A 20597-nucleotide genomic window follows, 5' to 3' on the forward strand; every position below is an offset into this window, starting at 1 on the left:
GGCCACGACATCGCTCAACGGTCCACCTTCTCACCCGGGCCCGACGGGTCGCCGCTTTCGGAGCCGGTGTCCGTGTCCAGGTCACTCGGGTGCTCGGCTCCGTCCACCGTCTCGCCCTCGGGAGTGTCGTCCACGGCGCCGGGCGCGTCGGCCCCGCCGGTCCCGGTCGCGGGGGCCACCGGAGTCTCGGCTTCGGCCTCGGTCCCGGTGTCGGTCTCTGCGTCGGTCTCTGTTCCGGTCTCTGCCTCGTCTTCGGCTTCGGCCTCGGCGGCGCGGGCGGCCAGGCGCTTGCGCTGGCTGTACATGCGGACGCCGGCGAGGACGAGGAGCAGCACACCGCCGGCGATGACGAGCATCACCGTCGGGGTCATCTCGGAGACCTTCACGGAGAAGGTCATCGGGGAGCCGTAGGGCGTGCCGTCCACCGTGTACAGCTGGGCGGTCATCGAGACCTGGCCGTTGGCGTTGGCCGAGGCGGGGAACTTCACCGACTGGCTGTGTCCCGCGCGGACCTTGATGGGCAGGTCCGCCGACCCCTCGCCGTCGACCTTCAGACGGCCCTTGTTGCTGGAGGTCAGCCGCAGGACCAGCCCCTCCACGTCCTGGAGGAGCTTGTTCTGCACCGTCACGGGGATGGTCGCGCTGCGCCCCGAGAGGGTCAGGTCGGACTTGTCGACCAGGACGACGCTCTTGGTGAGGCGCTGGAGGACGTCCTGGACCTCGACGCGGTAGATCGCCGCGGCGCTCGCCCGGCCGCGCCAGGAGGTGGACATCTCGCGGTTGATCGCGTTGCCGACCGGCGGGACGACCCGGGTCGCGTCGGTGAGGATGACCTTGAAGTCGTCCAGCTCGTCGCGGGTGGTCTTCATGTCGCGGAACGCCTGCACCGGAAGCTCGCTGTCGCGCAGCTTCTTCGGGTACTGCGAGCCGCGCGGCACCGTCGTGGAGGCGTCGGGGTCGGGCTTGGCCGCCGCCGCGGCGACCAGGTCGAGCGGCTCGGTCCAGCGGCGGGCGCCGAGCCCGCGCACCGCGGCCGCCATCGCCTGGGCCTGGGCCACGCTCGGCTGCCGCTGCGGGGCGACCACGACGCTGCGCCGGTCCTGCGGCTGTTCCAGGGTGATCGCGAGGGTCTGCGCGAGGAACTCCTGGACCGCGAGCGTCGACGTCTCGGCCCGGACCATGTCGCCCTGGAAGGCGGTCGACAGCTCCGCGTCGCTCACGACCGCCGTGGTGCCGCCGCCGAGGGGGCGGGCCGAGGTGGGCGTGTACGGGAGGTCGTCGTCCTGGATGCTGTCGCTGCGGGCGATCACCTTGTGGGCGCCCGCGGAGGTCGCGACCGCCACGATCGAGGGGTCGACGGCGCCTTCCACGGGCCAGGCGAAGTCGGTGGCCGGCTCCACGTGGAGGATCGTCTCGACGGTCGACCCGGCCAGCTGGGTCGCCGACTGGAGGTGTTTCAGCGAGCCGGGGACGGCCTTGCCCCGGTGGGCGAGGGAGGCGAGGTCGGGGTCGGCGAACGGCAGCGCGACGACCTTGCGGCCCTGCACCGCCTTCTCCAGCATGCCGAGCCAGCGCTCGGCCAGCTTCCGGTTCGCCTCCGTGCCGGGGCTGTGGCCGGTGCCGTCCTTGACCCGGTAGCCGTTGGCCATGGCGTCGACGGAGGCCAGCAGATCCGGGTCGATCACCCAGGTGACCGGGAGGTCCTGGCCCAGGGTGACCATCTCGTCGAGCCGGCCGCCGGGGCGGAGCTCCTTGGCCAGGTCGTCGTCCTGGAAGACGGGACTCTGCTGGTCGTCCGAGGCGGTGTCGGCCGAGATGTGGGCCGAGGAGATCAGCGGCCACAGGTAGGTGAGCTGCGTCCGCTTGGCGGTGGGCTCGGGCTGGTACGGCAGGAAGGTCCGCTCGATGCCGAGGACGCGGTCGTACTGCGCCTCCGAGGTCTGGCCGGTGATCGAGACGCCCAGCTGGTAGACGCCGCCCTCGTCGTCGAGGTCCAGCTTGGAGACGGGCACGGAGAGGCGGAAGTCGTGGGGGACGCCGACGGCCAGCCGCGCGATGTCGATCTCCGGGGCGGCGTCCAGCGGCTGCGGGTCGCTGTCGGAGCGGAAGCCCTTCCGACGGGTGACCTGGTCGATTTCGCTGCGGCTCTCCATCCGCGGGCCGACCCGCAGGTTCACCGTCGCGTCGGTGATCGTCCGCTTGCCGCGGTTGGTCAGCGTGCCGGTGACCGTGACCGTGTCCCCTTCGAGCGGGGCGCTCGGGGTCAGCGTGTCGATCGACACATCGACCGTCCGGGAGACCGGGCCCTCCTCGGTGGCCTGGGCCGGTGCCGCCGACGCCGACGGGGTCTGGAGCAGACCGGCCAGGAGGGGCGCCCCGACGGCGATCGTGAGGGTGCGCCGCAGCCATCGGCGGGCAGGTGAGGGACCGGTTCCCTGGAAAGCTGCCGCCTCAGCCACGCGTTCGCCCGTCCTCGTCGTAGTCGGTGGTGCTCGTGATGCCAGTGGTTCCCGGTTGCTGTGTCCAGGCATGGTAACGAGGCATGACGGGGCCGAGTGCCGGGGACTCCTCCAGCCGATGACGCGCGAGGAGGTCCTTTTCACAGGAACCCCACAGGCGCCTCCCACCCGGGGCGGGAGCGCGCGCGGGAAAACGGGGGCGTCGGGGCGGAGCGGGGCACGTACCCTTTTCTGTTGTGCCGAACGCCAACGAAGAAACCTCGACCGAACTGAGCCAGGTGCAGCGTCGCGCCGTCAGCGAACTGCTGCGCGTGGCCCCTGTCGCCGACGACCTCGCCCGCCGCTTCCAGGAGGCCGGATTCCGCCTCGCGCTGGTCGGCGGCTCGGTACGGGACGCGCTCCTCGGCCGGCTCGGCAACGACCTGGACTTCACCACGGACGCCCGCCCCGAGGACGTCCTGAAGATCGTCCGCCCCTGGGCCGACGCCGTCTGGGAGGTCGGGATCGCCTTCGGCACCGTCGGCTCCCAGAAGGACGGCTACCAGATCGAGGTCACGACGTACCGCTCCGAGGCGTACGACCGCACCTCCCGGAAGCCCGAGGTCTCCTACGGCGACTCCATCGACCAGGACCTCGTCCGGCGTGACTTCACCGTCAACGCGATGGCCGTGGCCCTCCCCGAGAAGGAGTTCATCGACCCGTACGGCGGCCTGGAGGACCTCGCCGCCCGGGTCCTGCGCACCCCGGGCACGCCCGAGGAGTCCTTCTCCGACGACCCGCTGCGCATGATGCGTGCCGCCCGCTTCGCCGCCCAGCTCGACTTCGAGGTCGCCCCCGAGGTCGTCACCGCGATGACGGAGATGGCCGACCGGCTCGAGATCGTCTCCGCCGAGCGCGTCCGGGACGAGCTGAACAAGCTGCTGCTCTCCGCCCACCCGCGGAAGGGCCTCGGCCTGCTCGTCGACACCGGCCTCGCCGCGTACGTCCTCCCCGAGCTGCCCGGGCTGCGGCTGGAGAGCGACGAGCACCACCGGCACAAGGACGTGTACGAGCACTCCCTCACCGTCCTCGACCAGGCGATCGACCTGGAGGAGGACGGCCCGGACCTGGTGCTCCGCCTCGCCGCGCTCCTCCACGACATCGGCAAGCCGCGCACCCGCCGTTTCGAGAAGGACGGTCGGGTCTCCTTCCACCACCACGAGGTGGTGGGCGCCAAGATGACCAAGAAGCGCATGACCGCGCTGAAGTACTCGAACGAGATGATCAAGGATGTCTCGCGTCTCGTGGAGCTGCACCTGCGCTTCCACGGATACGGGACGGGCGAGTGGACCGACTCGGCCGTGCGCCGCTACGTCCGCGACGCGGGACCGCTGCTCTCACGCCTCCACAAGCTGACCCGCTCGGACTGCACCACGCGCAACAAGCGCAAGGCGTCCGCGCTCTCCCGCGCCTACGACGGCCTGGAGGACCGCATCGCCCAGCTCCAGGAGCAGGAGGAGCTGGACTCGATCCGTCCCGACCTCGACGGCAACCAGATCCAGGAGATCCTGGAGATCAAGCCGGGTCCCGCCGTCGGGCAGGCGTACAAGTTCCTGCTGGAGCTGCGCCTGGAGAACGGTCCGATGGAGTACGAGGAGGCCGTGGCCGCGCTCAAGGAGTGGTGGGCCGCGCGCGACTGACGCCGCGTCCATGTTTCACGTGAAACAGCGCCGACGCTGTTTCACGTGAAACATCACCCCTCGTCGCGTGCTCCGCGCAGCAGCAGGGCGATGGCCGCGTACCCGGCCCCCACGAGCACGATCAGCAGCGGGGAGCGACCGTCGGGCGGCAGCATCAGCGCGGCGACCCCGGCCGCCGCCACGAAGGCGACGTTGAACAGCACGTCGTAGAGGGAGAAGACCCGCCCGCGGTACGCGTCGTCCACGTTCGTCTGCACCACGGTGTCGGTCGCGATCTTCGCGCCCTGGGTGATGAGCCCCAGGACGAAGGCGGCGATGAGGAACGGCGCGGGTGTGAAGGACAGGGCGAGCGCCGGGACGAGGACGGCGGCCGTGGCCGCGCACAGGATCATCCAGCCGAAGGGCCCGAACCGTCCCACCGCCCACGGCGAGAGGACGGCGGCGGCGAAGAACCCGGCGCCCGAGGCCGCGACGGCGATCCCCAGGAGCCCCAGCCCTTCGGACTCGGTGGAGCTCCAGGCGTACCGGCAGAGCATCAGCACCGTCACCAGCAGGGCGCCGTAGCAGAAGCGCATCAGCCCGACCGCGGTGAGCGCCCGGGCGGCCTGCCGGCGTTCGGTGAGATGGCGCAGTCCGGCGGCGAGCCCCTGGGCGGTGGAGGTGAGCGCCGTGGAGAGCCGGCCCGGCACCTGGTCCGCGTCGGGGCCGAGCAGCGTCCGGGCCATCCGCAGCGAGGCGAGGGCGGCGCAGAGGTAGAGGACGGCGCCGAAGGCGACCACGGCCGCGTCGGAGTCGTCGGCGAGCAGTCGGACGCCGAAGGCGAGTCCGCCGCCGACGGTGGCGGCGAGGGTGCCGGCGGTCGGTGAGAGCGAGTTGGCCACGACGAGCCGTTCCTCGTCGACGACCCGGGGCAGTGCGGCGGAGAGGCCCGCGAGGACGAAGCGGTTGACGGCCGTGACGGAGAGGGCGGAGGCGTAGAAGAGCCAGTCCGGGACCGAGGCGAGGATCAGCACGGCGGTCCCGCCGGCGAGCAGGGCGCGGAGCAGGTTCCCGTACAGGAAGACCTGGCGGCGCTGCCAGCGGTCCAGGAGGACTCCGGCGAAGGGGCCGACGAGGGAGTACGGGAGCAGGAGCACGGCCATGGCGGAGGCGATGGCGGCGGGGGATGCCGGTTTCTCGGGCGAGAAGACGACGTACGTGGCCAGGGCGACCTGATAGACCCCGTCGGCGCACTGGGAGAGCAGCCGGACGGTGAGCAGGCGCCGGAAGTCGCGCAGGCGCAGCAGTACGCGCAGATCACGTACGACGGACATGGTCCCAAGACTCACATACGGCGAGGGTCCCCGGGCAGTGCCGCGGGGACCCTCGTCAGGTGAAACGCATCGGACCTCGGAAGGTCAGCGCTCGACCTCGCCCTTGATGAACTTCTCGACGTTGGCCAGGGCCTCGTCGTCGAAGTACTGCACCGGCGGGGACTTCATGAAGTACGAGGACGCGGAGAGGATCGGGCCGCCGATGCCGCGGTCCTTGGCGATCTTCGCGGCGCGCAGGGCGTCGATGATGACACCCGCGGAGTTCGGGGAGTCCCACACCTCGAGCTTGTACTCGAGGTTCAGCGGAACGTCGCCGAAGGCGCGGCCCTCAAGGCGCACGTACGCCCACTTGCGGTCGTCCAGCCAGGCCACGTAGTCCGACGGGCCGATGTGGACGTTCTTCTCGCCCAGCTCGCGGTCCGGGATCTGCGAGGTGACGGCCTGCGTCTTGGAGATCTTCTTGGACTCCAGGCGCTCGCGCTCGAGCATGTTCTTGAAGTCCATGTTGCCGCCGACGTTGAGCTGCATCGTGCGCTCGAGGCGGACACCGCGGTCCTCGAAGAGCTTGGCCATCACGCGGTGCGTGATGGTCGCGCCCACCTGGGACTTGATGTCGTCGCCGACGATCGGGACACCGGCCTCGGTGAACTTGTCGGCCCACTCCTTGGTGCCGGCGATGAAGACCGGGAGGGCGTTGACGAAGGCGACCTTGGCGTCGATGGCGCACTGGGCGTAGAACTTCGCCGCGGCCTCGGAACCGACGGGCAGGTAGCAGACGAGGACGTCGACCTGCTTGTCCTTGAGGACCTGGACGACGTCGACCGGGGCCTCGGCGGACTCCTCGATGGTCTGGCGGTAGTACTTGCCGAGACCGTCGTGGGTGTGGCCGCGCTGGACGGTGACGCCGGAGGCGGGCACGTCGCAGATCTTGATGGTGTTGTTCTCGCTGGCGCCGATGGCGTCCGAGAGGTCGAGGCCGACCTTCTTCGCGTCGACGTCGAAGGCGGCGACGAACTCCACGTCACGGACGTGGTACTCGCCGAACTGGACGTGCATCAGGCCAGGCACCTTGGACGCCGGGTCGGCGTCCTTGTAGTACTCGACGCCCTGAACCAGCGACGCGGCGCAGTTGCCCACGCCGACGATGGCTACGCGAACCGAACCCATTCCGGTTGCTCCCTGTGTGATCGTGGAAGCCCTGCTGGCGCAGGGTTTCACTTGGCGGTGTCGTCGGACGGATCCGGCCGGGTACTGCCCCCGTGCCGGGGCAGGCCGCCCGTTTCTCCAGAATCGTTGTCGTGCGGAGCGTCGGGGGAGCGCTGGTCGCGTCCCGCCCGCTCGCTCTCGATGAGCTCGTTCAGCCAGCGCACTTCGCGCTCCACGGACTCCATTCCGTGGCGCTGGAGCTCAAGCGTGTAGTCGTCGAGTCGCTCGCGGGTCCGGGCCAGCGAGGCGCGCATCTTCTCCAGGCGCTCCTCCAGCCGGCTGCGGCGCCCTTCGAGCACCCTCATCCGTACCTCGCGCTCGGTCTGGCCGAAGAACGCGAAGCGGGCGGCGAAGTGCTCGTCCTCCCAGGCATCGGGACCGGTGTGGGAGAGGAGCTCCTCGAAGTGCTCCTTACCTTCCGGCGTCAACCGGTAGACGATCTTGGCCCGGCGTCCTGCGAGTGACGAGGCGAGGGCCTCCTCGGGGGCGCTGCCCGGTTCCTCGATCAACCAGCCGCTGGCGACCAGCGTCTTGAGGCAGGGATAGAGCGTCCCGTAGCTGAACGCGCGGAAGATGCCGAGCGAGGTGTTGAGGCGCTTGCGCAGCTCGTAACCGTGCATCGGGGCTTCGCGCAGCAGGCCGAGAACGGCGAACTCGAGGATGCCGGAACGTCTGCTCATGCGTCGCCTCCTCCGTCCTGCGGTGCGTCCTCGGAACACTTTATGCCGTGCTGATGTATCGACTCGATACATCATGACGATAGAACGGCCCGAGAGGTCGGACAAGTGGGGGTGCCGTGACCGGCGTCACATCGTCAATTCACAGCGTGCGACTTGCCTGATTTGGGGTGAACTCCGGCGCAAGAGGGGTTTTGGCCGTGCGTAGTCTGTGCGGCATGCACACCACCGGGAACCAGGAGCCGCGCTGGGGCGTCAGTGCAGCGGGTGACCGGCTGCGATACGAAAGGGGCCTCCGATGGGCTCCGGGCGTACGCATTTCGGGGGGACCGGAACTCAACTGCCGCTTCCAGGCGTACGCGCCTGCCCGAGGAGTAGTCGTTCGATGAGCGAGCACCGTCGCAGGATGCCGTCGCAGGAGCCGCCGACGGGCGGCCGCGCGGCGGCACGACGCGCCGCCCAGCAGCCGGTCGGCCGCAGGTCGGCCCCGGCCCATGACCCCGGTACGGGGACGCCTCCGTACGGATCGCCGGCCCCCCGCGGGGCCTCCGATGCGTACGGTTCGTCCGATGCGTACGGGTCCCCCTCCTCCCACGGGGAGGAGGCACGTCCGTACGGAGGCCGCGCGGAGGCCCGGCGGGCCGCCCAGCGGGGCGGTCGCCGACGCGCGCCCGCGCCCGGTCCCGGCGGACCGAACGGCCCCGGCGGCGGCGGTGGCCGTCGCGGCGGCGGAGGCGGCGGCGGTGGTGGACGCGGGGGCGGCCCCGGCGGTCGTCCGCCGGGCAAGAAGCGCATGATCGACTACCCGCGCCACGACAAGGACGGCTGGCGTCGCTGGATGCCGTCCTGGAAGCTCGTGACGGGCACCTTCCTGTTCTTCTTCGCGCTCATCATGGGCGGCTCCGTCTTCGCGTACTCGCAGGTCGGAGTCCCCGAGGTGGACGCGACCGCGACCTCGCAGAACAACATCTACTACTGGTCCGACGGCAGCCGCATGGTCGCCACCGGCGCCGGGCAGAACCGCCAGATCATCGGCATCGAGCAGATCCCGAAGGTCATGCAGGAGGCCGTGATCTCGGCCGAGAACAAGACCTTCCGGGACGACTGGGGCGTCGACCCCATGGGCATCGGCCGCGCCGTGTGGAACATGGCGAAGGGCGGCGAGACCCAGGGCGGCTCGACCATCACCCAGCAGTACGTGAAGAACGGCCTGCTCGCCGACCAGTCGCAGACCCTGTCCCGGAAGGTGAAGGAACTCTTCATCTCCATCAAGGTCGGCAACGAGGTCGAGAAGCCCCAGATCCTGGCCGGCTACCTCAACACCGCGTACTACGGCCGCGGTGCCTACGGCATCCAGGCCGCCGCCCGCGCGTACTTCAACAAGGACGCCAAGCACCTCAACGCCTCCGAGTCGGCGGTGCTCGCCTCCGTCCTGAAGGGCGCCACGTACTACGACCCGGCGGGCTACCCCGAGGTCGACGCCAACGCCACCCCGCAGAAGAACCTGGCGCGCCTCACCGAGCGCTGGTCCTGGATCCTCGACGAGATGGTCAAGGACGGGAAGATCCAGGCAGCTGAGCGGGCGAAGTACACGGGCCTGCCGAAGATCCAGAAGCCGAAGCAGGACGCGCAGCTGGGCGGCCAGATCGGCTACCTGGTCGCCACCGCGAAGGCCAACTTCCGCAGCAAGTACGACATCAGCGCCGAGGCCCTGGACCTGGGCGGCTACGAGATCCACACCACCTTCGACAAGAAGAAGGTGGAAGCGATGCAGACCTCGGTCAAGAAGATCTACGACGAGTACATCGACGAGAAGAAGCGTCCTGACGACGACACCAACGTCGAGTTCGGCGGCGCCTCCGTCGACGTCAAGTCCGGCGCCATCGTCGCGCTCTACGGCGGCCAGGACGCGACCAAGCACTACACCAACAACGCCGACACCACCGGTGCCCAGGTCGGTTCGACGTTCAAGCCCTTCGTGCTCGCCGCCGCGATGCAGGACGGTGTGCGCGACCCGGAGGGTCCCGCGGAGCAGGGCCCCTCCACGCGCACTCTGGTCGACCCTGACAAGAGCCGCTACAGCGGCAAGGACGACCTCAAGGTCCGTACCTACAAGGGCGAGATCTGGCACAACGAGAAGGGAGAGGAGTGGAAGCAGAACAACGAGGGCGACACCAGCTACGGCAACATCAGCCTGCGCCGGGCGATGATCGTCTCCGCCAACTCCCCCTTCGTGCAGCTGGGCATGGACGTCGGCATCGACAAGGTGCGTGACATGGCCGTCTCCGCCGGTCTGCGCCCCGACTCCCTGGTCAAGGGCGAGGTCCCGTCCTTCTCGCTCGGCATCTCCAGCCCGAGCGCGATCCGGATGGCCGGTTCCTACGCCACCTTCGCCAACCAGGGCATGCGCAACGAGCCGTACTCGGTCACCAAGGTGCTCAAGAACGGCCAGGTCATCTTCCAGCACAAGGAAGCGCCCCAGCAGGCGTTCTCCTCGGCGATCTCCTCCAACGTCACCGACGTGCTCCGCAGCGTCGTCGAGGACGAGGACGGCACCGGCAACAACGCCGCCATCCCGGGCCGCCAGGTGGCCGGCAAGACCGGTACCACCGACGACAACATGTCGGCCTGGTTCGTGGGCTACACCCCGCAGCTCTCGACGGCGATCGACATGTACCGCTTCGACGACGACGAGTCGAAGAAGGACCGCAAGTTCCAGGAGATGTACGGCACGGGCGGGCAGGACTCGATCCACGGCTCGTCCTTCCCGTCGACCATCTGGAACGACTACATGACGGACGCCGTCGCGGACATGCCCGTCGAGGAGTTCCCGAAGCCGGAGAAGCTGGCGGACGCCGAGGCGGTCTACGGCGGTGGCGCCACGCCCAAGCCGACGGCCACCCCGACCCCGACCGAGACGCCGACGCCGACCGAGACGGCCACCACCGCCCCGACGACGACTCCCCCGCCGACGCCCACCGACACGGGCCGTCCGACCACCAAGGACCCGAAGCCCACCAAGACCACCTGTGGCATCTGGGACGGGTGGAACTGCGGGGAAACCGGCAGCGGCGGGAACGACGGCGGCGGCACGGGCGGGACGACCGAGCCGACCCCGTCGGGCAGCTCGGAGGAGACCCCGCCGGAAGAGACGACGGAGCCCGGAGTCCCCGGCAACGGGGGCAACGGGAACAACGGCGGCAACGGGGACGGCGGCGGCGAGCCGACCGAGACCACCGGAAGCGGCAGCCTCTTCGAGTGAGGTGGCCGGGGCCCGGCCCGCGCGGCGGGACCCCGGCGAAGCGAGGGCCGTCGCGGCCGCTCCGTACAGCACGTACGGAGCGGACCGCGGCGGCCCTCCGCGTTTCCCGGGCCGAGGGGCCCGCCGGAATCCCGCCCCGGGCCGCGGCCGGATTCCCAGGGTCGTACGGCAGGATGTCCCCCATGCCGAGCCTGAAGAAGACGAGCGGCCCCCTCGACGGGCCCGCGGCGCCGGACGGAGCGCGCGAGGGCACGCTCCCGACCGTCGCCCCCACCCGGCGGGACGAGGTGGCCGCCGCGGGCAGCGAGCTCATCGGCGGGCGCTACGGGCGCCGCGCCCTGCCCGGCAGCGGGCCCGCGGGCGGGCAGTTCACGCCGGTGCGGGTGATCGCCCTCGTCGCCATCGGCATGTTCGCCCTCGGCATGGTGCAGAAACTGCCCTGCTACAACTGGGCCTGGTTCCGCGGCACCACCTCGCAGTACACCCACGCCTGCTACTCGGACATCCCGCACCTCTTCGCCGGGCGCGGCTTCGCCGAGGGCCTGGTGCCCTACTTCGACCGGCTCCCCGGCGACATACCGTTCCTGGAGTACCCCGTCCTGACGGGGCTCTTCATGGAGGTCGCGGCCTGGCTGACCCCCGGCGGCGAGCTCCAGGCCCAGGAACAGGCGTACTGGCTGGTCAACGCGGGCCTGCTGATGGTCTGCGCGGCCGTCCTCGCCGTCTGTGTGGCCCGGACCCACCGCCGGCGCCCCTGGGACGGCCTGCTGGTCGCCCTGGCGCCCTCCGTGGCCCTCACCGCCACCATCAACTGGGACCTGCTGGCCGTGGCCCTCACAGCCGCCGCGATCCTGATGTGGTCCCGCTCCCGGCCGCTCGCCGCCGGCATCGTGCTCGGCCTCGCCGTCGCCGCCAAGTTCTACCCGCTGCTGATCCTGTGGCCGCTGCTGCTGCTCTGCCGGCGGGCCGGAAGGATGCGGGCCTTCGGCACCGCGCTGCTCGGCGCGGTGGGCTCCTGGCTCGTCGTGAACCTGCCGGTGATGCTCCTCGCGCCCGAGGGCTGGAAGCAGTTCTACCTGTTCAGCCGCGACCGGAACGTGGACTTCGGCTCGGTCTGGCTGCTCGTCAGCCAGCGCGGCGGCGAGGCCATCCCGCCCGAGCGGGCCAACCTGTACGCGATGCTGCTCCTGCTGCTGGCCGCGGGCGGGCTCGCCTGGCTGGCCTTCGCCGCGCCGCGCAGGCCCCGGCTGGCCCAGCTGGCGTTCCTGATGGTCGCCGCGTTCGTCCTGACGAACAAGGTCTACTCACCGCAGTACGTGCTGTGGCTGGTGCCGCTCGCCGCGCTCGCCCGGCCGCGCTGGCGCGACTTCCTGATCTGGCAGTCCTGCGAGGTCCTGTACTTCCTCGGGATCTGGATGTACCTCGCGTTCACCGGCAGCGGCAGCAAGCAGGGACTGCCGCTGGACGGCTACCACTTCGCGGTCGTGCTGCACCTGCTGGGCACGCTGTACCTGTGCGCCATGGTCGTACGGGACATCCTGGCGCCCGAGAAGGACCCGGTCCGGCGCGACGGCTCCGACGACCCCTCGGGCGGCGTCCTGGACGGCGCGCCGGACGTCTTCGTCGTGGGCAGGGCCGCCCACCCGGCCCGGCACGCGGCCCCCGCGCCCGAGTCCGGCGGGCAGGAACTTCTCGTGACATGGGGAACCCCCGGGGCCGAGGGCTCCCGGGGGTGACCTGAGGACGTGACGTACGGCCGGCTCGGCGCCCGACCTCAGCGCTCGACGAGCCGGTCGTACTGCGTCGTGGTGTGGCGCAGGTGCGCCACCAGCTCGTCGCCGACCTGCGGCTCCTGGGCGTCGGCCGGCACGAAGAGGATCGACACCTGCATGTGCGGCGGCTCGGCGAACCAGCGCTGCTTGCCCGCCCAGACGAACGGCGACAGGTTCCGGTTGACCGTGGCCAGACCGGCCCGGGCCACGCCCTTGGCACGCGGCATCACGCCGTGCATCGCCTTCGGGGCCTCCAGGCCCACGCCGTGCGAGGTGCCGCCGGCGACCACGACCAGCCAGCCGTCCGAGGCGGCCTTCTGCTGGCGGTAGCCGAAGCGGTCGCCCTTGGCGACCCGGGTGACGTCCAGGACCGAACCGCGGTACTCGGTGGCGTCGTGGTCGCCCAGCCAGAGCCGGGTGCCGATCCGGGCGCGGAAACGCGTCTGGGGGAACTGCTGCTGGAGCCGGGCCTGCTCCTCGGCCCGCAGGTGGCTCACGAACATGGTGTGCAGCGGCAGCCGGGCGGCGCGCAGCCGGTCCATCCAGGCGATGACCTCCTCGACGGCGTCCGTGCCGTCCGGGCGGTCCAGTGGCAGGTGCAGGGCGAAGCCCTCCAGCCGCACGTCCTCGATGGCGGACGGGAGCAGCGCGAGCTCCTCCTCGCGGACGCCGTGCCGCTTCATCGAGCTCATGACCTCGATGACGACCCGGGCGCCGACCAGCGCGTGCACGCCGTCCACGGAGGAGACGGAGCGGATCACGCGGTCGGGCAGCGGCACCGGCTCCTCGCCGCGCCGGAACGGGGTGAGCACCAGCAGGTCGCCGCCGAACCAGTCCTTGATCCTCGCGGCCTCGTACGTGGTCCCCACCGCGAGCATGTCGGCGCCGAAGCGGGCCGCCTCCTCGGCGAGCCGCTCGTGGCCGAAGCCGTAGCCGTTGCCCTTGCAGACCGGGATCAGGCCGGGGAACTGGTCGATCACGGTCTTCTGGTGCGCCCGCCAGCGAGCGGTGTCGACGTAGAGGGAGAGCGCCATGGCCGGCCCGGAACCTTTCTGATGGCTGCGGTGGGGTGTCGGAGGTGTGTACGAGCCCCGTGGAACTACGAGGGTACGCAACCCCGCGCGGAGGGTCAGCGGCGCGACATGTAGATGTCCAGCGCCTTGTGCAGGAGCTTGTTGAGCGGGAAGTCCCACTCGCCGACGTACTCGACGGCCTCGCCGCCGGTGCCGACCTTGAACTGGATGAGGCCGAACAGGTGGTCGGTCTCGTCGAGCGAGTCCGAGATGCCGCGCAGGTCGTAGACGGTCGCGCCCATCGCGTAGGCGTCGCGGAGCATCCGCCACTGCATCGCGTTGGACGGCCGGACCTCACGGCCGATGTTGTCGGAGGCGCCGTACGAGTACCAGACGTGCCCGCCGACGACGAGCATGGTCGCGGCAGAGAGGTTCACGCCGTTGTGACGGGCGAAGTAGAGGCGCATCCGGTTGGGGTCCTCGTTGTTGAGGACGGTCCACATGCGCTGGAAGTACGAGAGCGGGCGCGGCCGGAACTTGTCGCGGACCGCGGTGATCTCGTACAGGCGCTGCCACTCGGCGAGGTCCTCGTAGCCGCCCTGGACGACCTCGACGCCGGCCTTCTCGGCCTTCTTGATGTTGCGGCGCCACAGCTGGTTGAAGCCCTTGAGGACGTCGTCGAGGGAGCGGTTGGCCAGCGGGACCTGGAAGACGTAGCGCGGCTGCACGTCGCCGAAGCCGGCGCCGCCGTCCTCGCCCTGCTGCCAGCCCATCTTGCGGAGCCGGTCGGAGACCTCGAAGGCGCGCGCCTCGACCTCGGTGGCCTGGACGTCGCGGAGGCGCTTGACGTCCGGGTCCTGGATGCCGGACTTGATCGCGGCCGAGTCCCATCGGCGGATGACGACCGGCGGGCCCATCTTCACGGAGAAGGCGCCCTGCTGCTTGAGGTGGGCCAGCATCGGCTGGAGCCACTCGTCGAGGTTGGGGGCGTACCAGTTGATGACCGGGCCCTCGGGGAGGTAGGCCAGGTAGCGCTTGAGCTTGGGGAGCTGGCGGTAGAGGACCAGACCGACGCCGACGAGCTCGCCGTTCTTGTCGAACCAGCCGAGGCTCTCCGAGCGCCACTCGGTCTTGACGTCCGCCCACGCCGGGACCTGGCAGTGGCTCGCGCCGGGCAGGGTCTGGATGTACGCCAGATGCTGCTCTCGGCTGATGGTCCTCAGGGTCAGGCTCATGCGGGGCGCTCCTCGGCAGGTGTGTCCCCATCGGTCAGGGGCTCCGGCTCTCGCGCCGAAGCCTACTGCGACCGGGGAGCGCCCCGAAGGGCCGCGTGGGCCCTGACGTGCTCGGTGTCAGCTGATGACGCCGCCGAAGAGACCTCCGTGGGCCATGCCGAGGAAGAAGCCGACGGCGGAGGCGCCGAGGCCGATGATCAGGAAGAAGCGTTCGCGGGTGGTGACGGAGATGAACTGTCCGTAGGCACCGGTCAGGATGCCGATCAGGCCCGTCCACGAGCTGAGCAGGTGCAGGCTGTGGAACTGCGCCGTGACGAAGGACAGGATGCCGAGCGCCAGGGTCACCGCGAGCAGGGTGTCCTGGAGCGGGTGGGGCTTGCCGTCCGTCGCGAAGAGGGAGTGGCCGGGGTCGGGTCGCATTGCCTGTGCCATGGGGCACCTCCTGGCGTGCCGTGCGGAGGGCGGCGCATCCTAGCGCCGCCGACGTCCGATGTGTACAGATTGCGTCCCCTCCCCGCCGGATTTCAACCGCAGGGCGATGTGCGGGTACTCTGTACGGTCTGCGCCGGTGTCTGCCCTGGTCCTTCCAGGAACCGCCGACACACCCCGCTCGTCGGGGCCCGTTGTCGGTGGCCGCCGATACCGTCGCTCACGCATCACGACCCTCCTGCCACGGAACGACCGTGGCCGCTGAGTCCAAAGGAGGTGGGTTCCACATGCGTCACTACGAGGTGATGGTCATCCTCGACCCCGATCTCGAGGAGCGCGCTGTCTCCCCGCTGATCGAGAACTTCCTTTCCGTCGTCCGTGAGGGCAACGGAAAGGTCGAGAAGGTCGACACCTGGGGCCGTCGTCGTCTCGCCTACGAGATCAAGAAGAAGCCCGAGGGCATCTACTCGGTCATCGACCTGCAGGCCGAGCCTGCGGTCGTCAAGGAGCTCGACCGCCAGATGAACCTGAACGAGTCGGTCCTCCGGACCAAGGTCCTCCGTCCCGAGACCCACTGAGCTTCCGCTCAGAGGTAATCGGGTCCGAGTAGCAGCAAGCAGCCAGAAGCAATCCCGCCGAGAGGTTCACCCATGGCAGGCGAGACCGTCATCACGGTCGTCGGCAATCTCGTCGACGACCCCGAGCTGCGCTTCACCCCGTCCGGTGCGGCGGTCGCGAAGTTCCGCGTCGCGTCCACTCCCCGCACCTTCGACCGTCAGACCAACGAGTGGAAGGACGGCGAGAGCCTCTTCCTGACCTGCTCGGTCTGGCGTCAGGCGGCGGAGAACGTCGCCGAGTCCCTTCAGCGCGGCATGCGTGTCGTCGTGCAGGGCCGGCTCAAGCAGCGGTCCTACGAGGACAACCAGGGCGTCAAGCGCACGGTCTTCGAGCTGGACGTCGAGGAAGTCGGTCCCAGCCTGCGTAACGCCACGGCCAAGGTCACCAAGACCACCGGCCGCGGTGGTCAGGGTGGCGGCGGCGGCTTCGGCGGCGGTGGCGGCGGTGGCCAGCAGGGTGGCGGCGGCTGGGGTGGCAACTCCGGCGGCGGCCAGCAGGGCGGCGGCGGTGCTCCCGCCGACGACCCCTGGGCCTCCGGCGGCTCCTCCTCCGGCGGCGGCCAGCAGGCCGGCGGCGGCGGTGGCGGCTGGGGTGGCAACTCCGGCGGCGGCTACTCGGACGAGCCTCCCTTCTAGGCCCTGCCTGGAAGCAGCTCGTACCCCACACTTCTTGATCACACAGGAGAAACACCATGGCGAAGCCGCCTGTGCGCAAGCCTAAGAAGAAGGTCTGCGCGTTCTGCAAGGACAAGACCGCGTACGTGGACTACAAGGACACGAACATGCTGCGGAAGTTCATTTCCGACCGCGGCAAGATCCGTGCCCGCCGCGTTACCGGCAACTGCACGCAGCACCAGCGTGACGTCGCCACGGCCGTGAAGAACAGCCGTGAGATGGCGCTGCTGCCCTACACGTCCACCGCGCGATAAGGGAAGGGTGACCGAAAAATGAAGATCATCCTCACCCAGGAAGTCTCCGGCCTCGGTGCGGCCGGCGACGTCGTCGAGGTCAAGGACGGCTACGCTCGCAACTACCTGGTCCCGCGTGGTTTCGCGATCCGCTGGACCAAGGGTGGCGAGAAGGACGTGGCGCAGATCCGCCGCGCCCGCAAGATCCACGAGATCGCGACCATCGAGCAGGCCAACGAGGTCAAGGCCAAGCTCGAGGGCACGAAGGTGCGCCTGGCTGTTCGCTCCGGCGACGCCGGCCGTCTCTTCGGCTCCGTGACCCCGGCCGACGTCGCCACGGCGATCAAGTCCGCCGGTGGCCCCGAGGTCGACAAGCGTCGCGTCGAGCTCGGTTCGCCGATCAAGACCCTGGGCTCGCACCAGGTGCTCGTGCGTCTGCACCCCGAGGTTGCCGCGAAGCTCGGCATCGAGGTCGTTGCCGCGTAACGCTGCGCTCAGCAGTTCTGCGCTCGCGCAGAAGGAAGGGCCGCACCCCTCAGGGGGTGCGGCCCTTCCGCGTGTTTCACGTGAAACATGCGCTTGTGGCCGTTTGCGCTGTTTCACGTGAAACAGCGCCCCGGGTCAGCGGGTGGCGCCCACGACGATCCAGCGGCCGGAGCGCATCCGGAACCAGAGCGTGCCCATCCGGACCGTCATCATCAGCGCCATCGCCCACCAGAGGGCGGTCAGCCCGCCGCCGAGCAACGGCACGAGCAGGGCCACGGGCGCGAAGGCGGCGAGCGTGAGCAGCATCGCCCAGGCGAGGTAGGGGCCGTCTCCCGCGCCCATGAGGACGCCGTCGAGGACGAAGACCACTCCGGCGATCGGCTGGGAGAGGGCCACGACGAGCAGGGCCGGCAGCAGGGTGGACTGGACGGCCGGGTCGCTGGTGAAGAGCGGGATGAAGAGCGGTCGGGCCAGGACGAGGAGCAGGCCGAGGACCACCCCGGAGACCACGCCCCACTGGACCATCCGGCGGCAGACCTGGCGGGCGCCGTCGGCGTCGTCGGCGCCCAGGTAGCGCCCGATGATGGCCTGGCCGGCGATGGCGATGGCGTCCAGGGCGAAGGCCATCAGGCTCCACAGGGAGAGGATGATCTGATGGGCCGCGACGTCGGTGTCGCCCAGGCGGGCGGCGACGGCGGTAGCGATCATCAGGACGGCGCGCAGGGAGAGCGTACGGACCAGGAGTGGGACGCCCGCCTGGGCGGAGGCGCGGATGCCGGCGGTGTCGGGCCGGAGCGCGACACCGTGGCGGCGGGCACCCCTGACCACCACGACGAGGTACGCGGCGGCCATGCCGCACTGGGCGATGACGGTGCCCCAGGCGGAGCCCGCGATGCCGAATCCGGCGCCGTAGACCAGGCCGACGTTGAGGACGCCGTTGACCGCGAAGCCGCCGACGGCCACGTAGAGCGGGGTACGGGTGTCCTGGAGGCCGCGCAGGACGCCGGTGGCGGCCAGGACGATCAGCATCGCGGGGATGCCCAGGATCGAGATCCGCAGATAGGTGAGGGCGTAGGGGGTGGCGGTGTCGGAGGCGCCGAAGATCTGGACGAGCCAGGGGGCCGTGGGCAGGGTGACCGCGACGACGGCGACGCCGAGGAGGAGGGCCAGCCAGATGCCGTCGATGCCCTGCCGGAGGGCGGCGGGCAGATCACCCGCGCCGACCCGCCGGGCGACGGCCGCCGTGGTGGCGTAGGCGAGGAAGACGAAGACGCTGACGGCGGTGGAGAGCAGGGCGCCGGCGATGGCGAGGCCCGCGAGCTGGGGGGTGCCGAGGTGCCCCACGATGGCGCTGTCCACCATCAGGAAGAGTGGCTCGGCGACGAGAGCGGCGAAGGCCGGCAGGGCGAGCGAGAGTATCTCGCGGTCGTGCCGGCGCGGCGCGGTCCTGGAGCGCGTGGGGGCCTGGGTCATGGGGTAAATCTAATCGTCCACAGGTAAGAGATGCAATGTGTCAGCAGTCCTTACCTGTGTGGGGAGCGGGGCTTCGGGTGTGGGCTGTTTGTTCTGATCGTGGTCCCGGGGGAAAAGTTTTTCTCCCCCACAGCCGGTGGATGGAAAAGTCGCAGGTCAGAGCCGTATTGGGGAGGGGGCTATGAGTTTGTCCACATGGCTGTCCCCCGGTCCGTGCACAGGATCCGGCAGCTTATCCACAGCATTGGGGGCTTCACCCACAGAGCCTGTGGATAACCAGATTGGCCGATGCCTCTCGCGGGCCTACCGTGGACCGGCGCCCGACGCGCCAGAAGCGGACGCAAAGCCACTCTTTGATCAAGGCCGTGGCGTAAGAAGGAGTGGCACGGCGAGGTCCGCGGAGCGGACGGGAAGAGGTGGCGGGTGAGCGTTCCCGAGCCCATGGACGACCCCTGGGCGGACGGCGGACCCAGCGACCGGCTGCCCGTACGCACCCGGGGCGAAGGACGCGGCGAAGGGCGCGGCGAGGGCCGCGGCGAGGGTCGCGGGCGCGGCCGGGGCCGCGACGAGCAGCACGAGCGCGGCAGCGACGGGCCCTGGGACGGCGGACTCTCCGGTTTCGAGCGGGTGCCCCCGCAGGACCTCGACGCCGAGCAGTCCGTGCTCGGTGGCATGCTCCTGTCCAAGGACGCCATCGCCGACGTCGTGGAGATCATCAAGGGCCACGACTTCTACAAGCCCGCGCACGAGACCGTCTTCGGCGCGATCCTCGACCTCTACGCCAAGGGCGAGCCCGCCGATCCCATCACGGTCGGCGCCGAGCTCACCAAGCGCGGCGAGATCAACCGCGTCGGCGGCGCCTCCTATCTGCACACCCTCGTCCAGTCGGTGCCGACCGCGGCGAACGCCTCGTACTACGCGGAGATCGTCCACGAGCGGGCCGTGCTCCGCCGGCTCGTCGAGGCCGGTACCAAGATCACGCAGATGGGATACGCGGCCGACGGCGACGTCGACGAGATCGTGAACTCGGCCCAGGCGGAGATCTACAAGGTCACCGAGCAGCGGACCACCGAGGACTACCTGCCGCTCGGCGACATCATGGAGGGCGCGCTCGACGAGATCGAGGCGATCGGCTCCCGCAGTGGCGAGATGACCGGTGTGCCCACCGGCTTCAGCGACCTCGACTCGCTCACCAACGGACTCCACCCCGGCCAGATGATCATCATCGCGGCCCGTCCCGCCATGGGTAAGTCGACCCTCGCGCTCGACTTCGCCCGCGCCGCGTCGATCAAGCACAACCTGCCCAGCGTCATCTTCTCCCTCGAAATGGGCCGCAACGAGATCGCGATGCGTCTGCTGTCGGCCGAGGCACGGGTCGCGCTGCACCACATGCGCTCCGGGACGATGACCGACGAGGACTGGACGCGGCTCGCCCGCCGGATGCCGGACGTCTCCCAGGCGCCGCTCTACATCGACGACTCCCCGAACCTGTCGATGATGGAGATCCGCGCCAAGTGCCGCCGGCTCAAGCAGCGCAACGGCCTCAAGCTCGTCATCATCGACTACCTCCAGCTGATGCAGTCCGGTGGCTCCAAGCGGCAGGAGAGCCGCCAGCAGGAGGTCTCCGACATGTCGCGAAACCTCAAGCTCCTCGCCAAGGAGCTGGAGCTCCCGGTGATCGCGCTCTCCCAGCTGAACCGTGGCCCCGAGCAGCGCACCGACAAGAAGCCGATGGTCTCCGACCTCCGAGAGTCCGGCTCCATCGAGCAGGACGCCGACATGGTCATCCTGCTCCACCGCGAGGACGCCTACGAGAAGGAGTCCCCGCGCGCCGGCGAGGCCGACATCATCGTCGGCAAGCACCGTAACGGCCCGACGGCCACCATCACCGTCGCCTTCCAGGGCCACTACTCGCGCTTCGTGGACATGGCACAAACCTGATCGTGCCGGGGTGTAGGGCCTCATTTTCCGTGTCGGAATCTCACGATCGATGTCGGATGGATGTCGGATACGACATCGTCGTGAGATTGGCCAGACTCTTGAGGCCGAATTCGCTCAAACGTGTGGA

General features: G+C 69.9%; 16 protein-coding genes. 8 read left to right on the forward strand and 8 right to left on the reverse strand.

The genetic code is table 11. The annotated features are described in order from the left end of the window. Positions 1 to 14 precede the first annotated feature (14 nt). Complete coding sequence (locus ACFXMG_RS23990; protein ID WP_383814338.1) at positions 15 to 2459, reverse strand: DUF6049 family protein; 2445 nt, start codon at positions 2457 to 2459, stop codon at positions 15 to 17. Between the two features lie 236 nt (positions 2460 to 2695). Here ACFXMG_RS23990 and ACFXMG_RS23995 point away from each other — a divergent pair, with 236 nt between their 5' ends. Continuing rightward, complete coding sequence (locus tag ACFXMG_RS23995) at positions 2696 to 4138, forward strand: CCA tRNA nucleotidyltransferase (protein WP_383814337.1); 1443 nt, start codon at positions 2696 to 2698, stop codon at positions 4136 to 4138. Positions 4139 to 4191: 53 nt separating this feature from the next. Here ACFXMG_RS23995 and ACFXMG_RS24000 read toward each other — a convergent pair whose 3' ends face one another. The 3 genes from ACFXMG_RS24000 to ACFXMG_RS24010 all read right to left on the reverse strand — a co-directional run bounded on the left by ACFXMG_RS24000 (position 4192) and on the right by ACFXMG_RS24010 (position 7337). Continuing rightward, positions 4192 to 5451, reverse strand: a complete 1260-nt coding sequence (locus ACFXMG_RS24000) for an MFS transporter (protein WP_383814335.1) — start codon at positions 5449 to 5451, stop codon at positions 4192 to 4194. Between the two features lie 84 nt (positions 5452 to 5535). Further along, a complete protein-coding gene (locus tag ACFXMG_RS24005) occupies positions 5536 to 6618 on the reverse strand; it encodes an inositol-3-phosphate synthase (RefSeq protein WP_383814334.1) in 1083 nt (360 codons plus the stop codon). Between the two features lie 47 nt (positions 6619 to 6665). Beyond that, positions 6666 to 7337: a helix-turn-helix transcriptional regulator gene (locus ACFXMG_RS24010; RefSeq protein WP_383814333.1), complete on the reverse strand. Its 672-nt coding sequence runs from the start codon at positions 7335 to 7337 to the stop codon at positions 6666 to 6668. A gap of 382 nt (positions 7338 to 7719) precedes the next feature. On the opposite strand from ACFXMG_RS24010, the gene ACFXMG_RS24015 reads away from it, so the two are divergent. Together ACFXMG_RS24015 and ACFXMG_RS24020 are read left to right on the forward strand one after the other, a co-directional pair. Next, the gene (locus ACFXMG_RS24015) at positions 7720 to 10596 is read left to right on the forward strand and encodes a transglycosylase domain-containing protein (protein ID WP_383814331.1); all 2877 of its coding nucleotides are present in this window, start codon (positions 7720 to 7722) and stop codon (positions 10594 to 10596) included. A 173-nt stretch (positions 10597 to 10769) separates the two neighbouring features. Then, entirely contained in the window at positions 10770 to 12332 is a 1563-nt protein-coding gene (locus ACFXMG_RS24020) for a glycosyltransferase family 87 protein (RefSeq protein ID WP_383814329.1), read from the forward strand. A gap of 38 nt (positions 12333 to 12370) precedes the next feature. Here ACFXMG_RS24020 and ACFXMG_RS24025 read toward each other — a convergent pair whose 3' ends face one another. From ACFXMG_RS24025 to ACFXMG_RS24035, 3 genes are all read right to left on the reverse strand, one after another. Further along, the gene (locus ACFXMG_RS24025) at positions 12371 to 13402 is read right to left on the reverse strand and encodes an alanine racemase (RefSeq protein WP_383814327.1); all 1032 of its coding nucleotides are present in this window, start codon (positions 13400 to 13402) and stop codon (positions 12371 to 12373) included. Positions 13403 to 13497: 95 nt separating this feature from the next. Further along, positions 13498 to 14616, reverse strand: coding sequence for a lipid II:glycine glycyltransferase FemX (locus ACFXMG_RS24030; RefSeq protein WP_383814326.1), 1119 nt, complete (start codon positions 14614 to 14616; stop codon positions 13498 to 13500). Positions 14617 to 14733: 117 nt separating this feature from the next. Next, positions 14734 to 15048: a hypothetical protein gene (locus tag ACFXMG_RS24035; protein WP_383814324.1), complete on the reverse strand. Its 315-nt coding sequence runs from the start codon at positions 15046 to 15048 to the stop codon at positions 14734 to 14736. Positions 15049 to 15332: 284 nt separating this feature from the next. On the opposite strand from ACFXMG_RS24035, the gene rpsF reads away from it, so the two are divergent. The 4 genes from rpsF to rplI all read left to right on the forward strand — a co-directional run bounded on the left by rpsF (position 15333) and on the right by rplI (position 17056). Further along, positions 15333 to 15623, forward strand: coding sequence for a 30S ribosomal protein S6 (gene rpsF, locus ACFXMG_RS24040; protein WP_004950685.1), 291 nt, complete (start codon positions 15333 to 15335; stop codon positions 15621 to 15623). A 72-nt stretch (positions 15624 to 15695) separates the two neighbouring features. After that, a complete protein-coding gene (locus tag ACFXMG_RS24045) occupies positions 15696 to 16298 on the forward strand; it encodes a single-stranded DNA-binding protein (RefSeq protein ID WP_383814323.1) in 603 nt (200 codons plus the stop codon). 56 nt (positions 16299 to 16354) lie between these two features. Then, positions 16355 to 16591: a 30S ribosomal protein S18 gene (rpsR, locus tag ACFXMG_RS24050; RefSeq protein WP_005315025.1), complete on the forward strand. Its 237-nt coding sequence runs from the start codon at positions 16355 to 16357 to the stop codon at positions 16589 to 16591. 18 nt (positions 16592 to 16609) lie between these two features. Next, positions 16610 to 17056 carry a 50S ribosomal protein L9 gene (rplI, locus tag ACFXMG_RS24055; RefSeq protein WP_030493790.1) on the forward strand — a complete coding sequence of 149 codons (447 nt, stop codon included), beginning with the start codon at positions 16610 to 16612 and terminating at the stop codon, positions 17054 to 17056. A gap of 135 nt (positions 17057 to 17191) precedes the next feature. Here the strand turns inward: rplI and ACFXMG_RS24060 are convergent, their stop codons facing one another. Further along, positions 17192 to 18529: an MATE family efflux transporter gene (locus ACFXMG_RS24060; protein WP_383814320.1), complete on the reverse strand. Its 1338-nt coding sequence runs from the start codon at positions 18527 to 18529 to the stop codon at positions 17192 to 17194. 441 nt (positions 18530 to 18970) lie between these two features. On the opposite strand from ACFXMG_RS24060, the gene dnaB reads away from it, so the two are divergent. Further along, positions 18971 to 20470, forward strand: coding sequence for a replicative DNA helicase (gene dnaB, locus ACFXMG_RS24065; RefSeq protein ID WP_383814552.1), 1500 nt, complete (start codon positions 18971 to 18973; stop codon positions 20468 to 20470). Positions 20471 to 20597: the final 127 nt, after the last annotated feature.

The sequence above is a fragment of the Streptomyces sp. NPDC059201 genome (genome assembly GCF_042754585.1).
Taxonomy (GTDB): Bacteria; Actinomycetota; Actinomycetes; order Streptomycetales; family Streptomycetaceae; genus Streptomyces.

Excerpts from the sequence above, each read along its gene's own strand:
- ACFXMG_RS24000 (WP_383814335.1), bottom strand. The coding sequence starts at position 5,451 with ATGTCCGTCGTACGTGATCTGCGCGTACTGCTGCGCCTGCGCGACTTC.
- ACFXMG_RS24005 (WP_383814334.1), bottom strand. The coding sequence starts at position 6,618 with ATGGGTTCGGTTCGCGTAGCCATCGTCGGCGTGGGCAACTGCGCCGCG.
- ACFXMG_RS24010 (WP_383814333.1), bottom strand. The coding sequence starts at position 7,337 with ATGAGCAGACGTTCCGGCATCCTCGAGTTCGCCGTTCTCGGCCTGCTG.
- ACFXMG_RS24015 (WP_383814331.1), top strand. The coding sequence starts at position 7,720 with ATGAGCGAGCACCGTCGCAGGATGCCGTCGCAGGAGCCGCCGACGGGC.
- ACFXMG_RS24020 (WP_383814329.1), top strand. The coding sequence starts at position 10,770 with ATGTCCCCCATGCCGAGCCTGAAGAAGACGAGCGGCCCCCTCGACGGG.
- ACFXMG_RS24025 (WP_383814327.1), bottom strand. The coding sequence starts at position 13,402 with ATGGCGCTCTCCCTCTACGTCGACACCGCTCGCTGGCGGGCGCACCAG.
- ACFXMG_RS24030 (WP_383814326.1), bottom strand. The coding sequence starts at position 14,616 with ATGAGCCTGACCCTGAGGACCATCAGCCGAGAGCAGCATCTGGCGTAC.
- ACFXMG_RS24035 (WP_383814324.1), bottom strand. The coding sequence starts at position 15,048 with ATGGCACAGGCAATGCGACCCGACCCCGGCCACTCCCTCTTCGCGACG.
- rpsF (WP_004950685.1), top strand. The coding sequence starts at position 15,333 with ATGCGTCACTACGAGGTGATGGTCATCCTCGACCCCGATCTCGAGGAG.
- ACFXMG_RS24045 (WP_383814323.1), top strand. The coding sequence starts at position 15,696 with ATGGCAGGCGAGACCGTCATCACGGTCGTCGGCAATCTCGTCGACGAC.
- rpsR (WP_005315025.1), top strand. The coding sequence starts at position 16,355 with ATGGCGAAGCCGCCTGTGCGCAAGCCTAAGAAGAAGGTCTGCGCGTTC.
- rplI (WP_030493790.1), top strand. The coding sequence starts at position 16,610 with ATGAAGATCATCCTCACCCAGGAAGTCTCCGGCCTCGGTGCGGCCGGC.
- ACFXMG_RS24060 (WP_383814320.1), bottom strand. The coding sequence starts at position 18,529 with ATGACCCAGGCCCCCACGCGCTCCAGGACCGCGCCGCGCCGGCACGAC.
- dnaB (WP_383814552.1), top strand. The coding sequence starts at position 18,971 with ATGGACGACCCCTGGGCGGACGGCGGACCCAGCGACCGGCTGCCCGTA.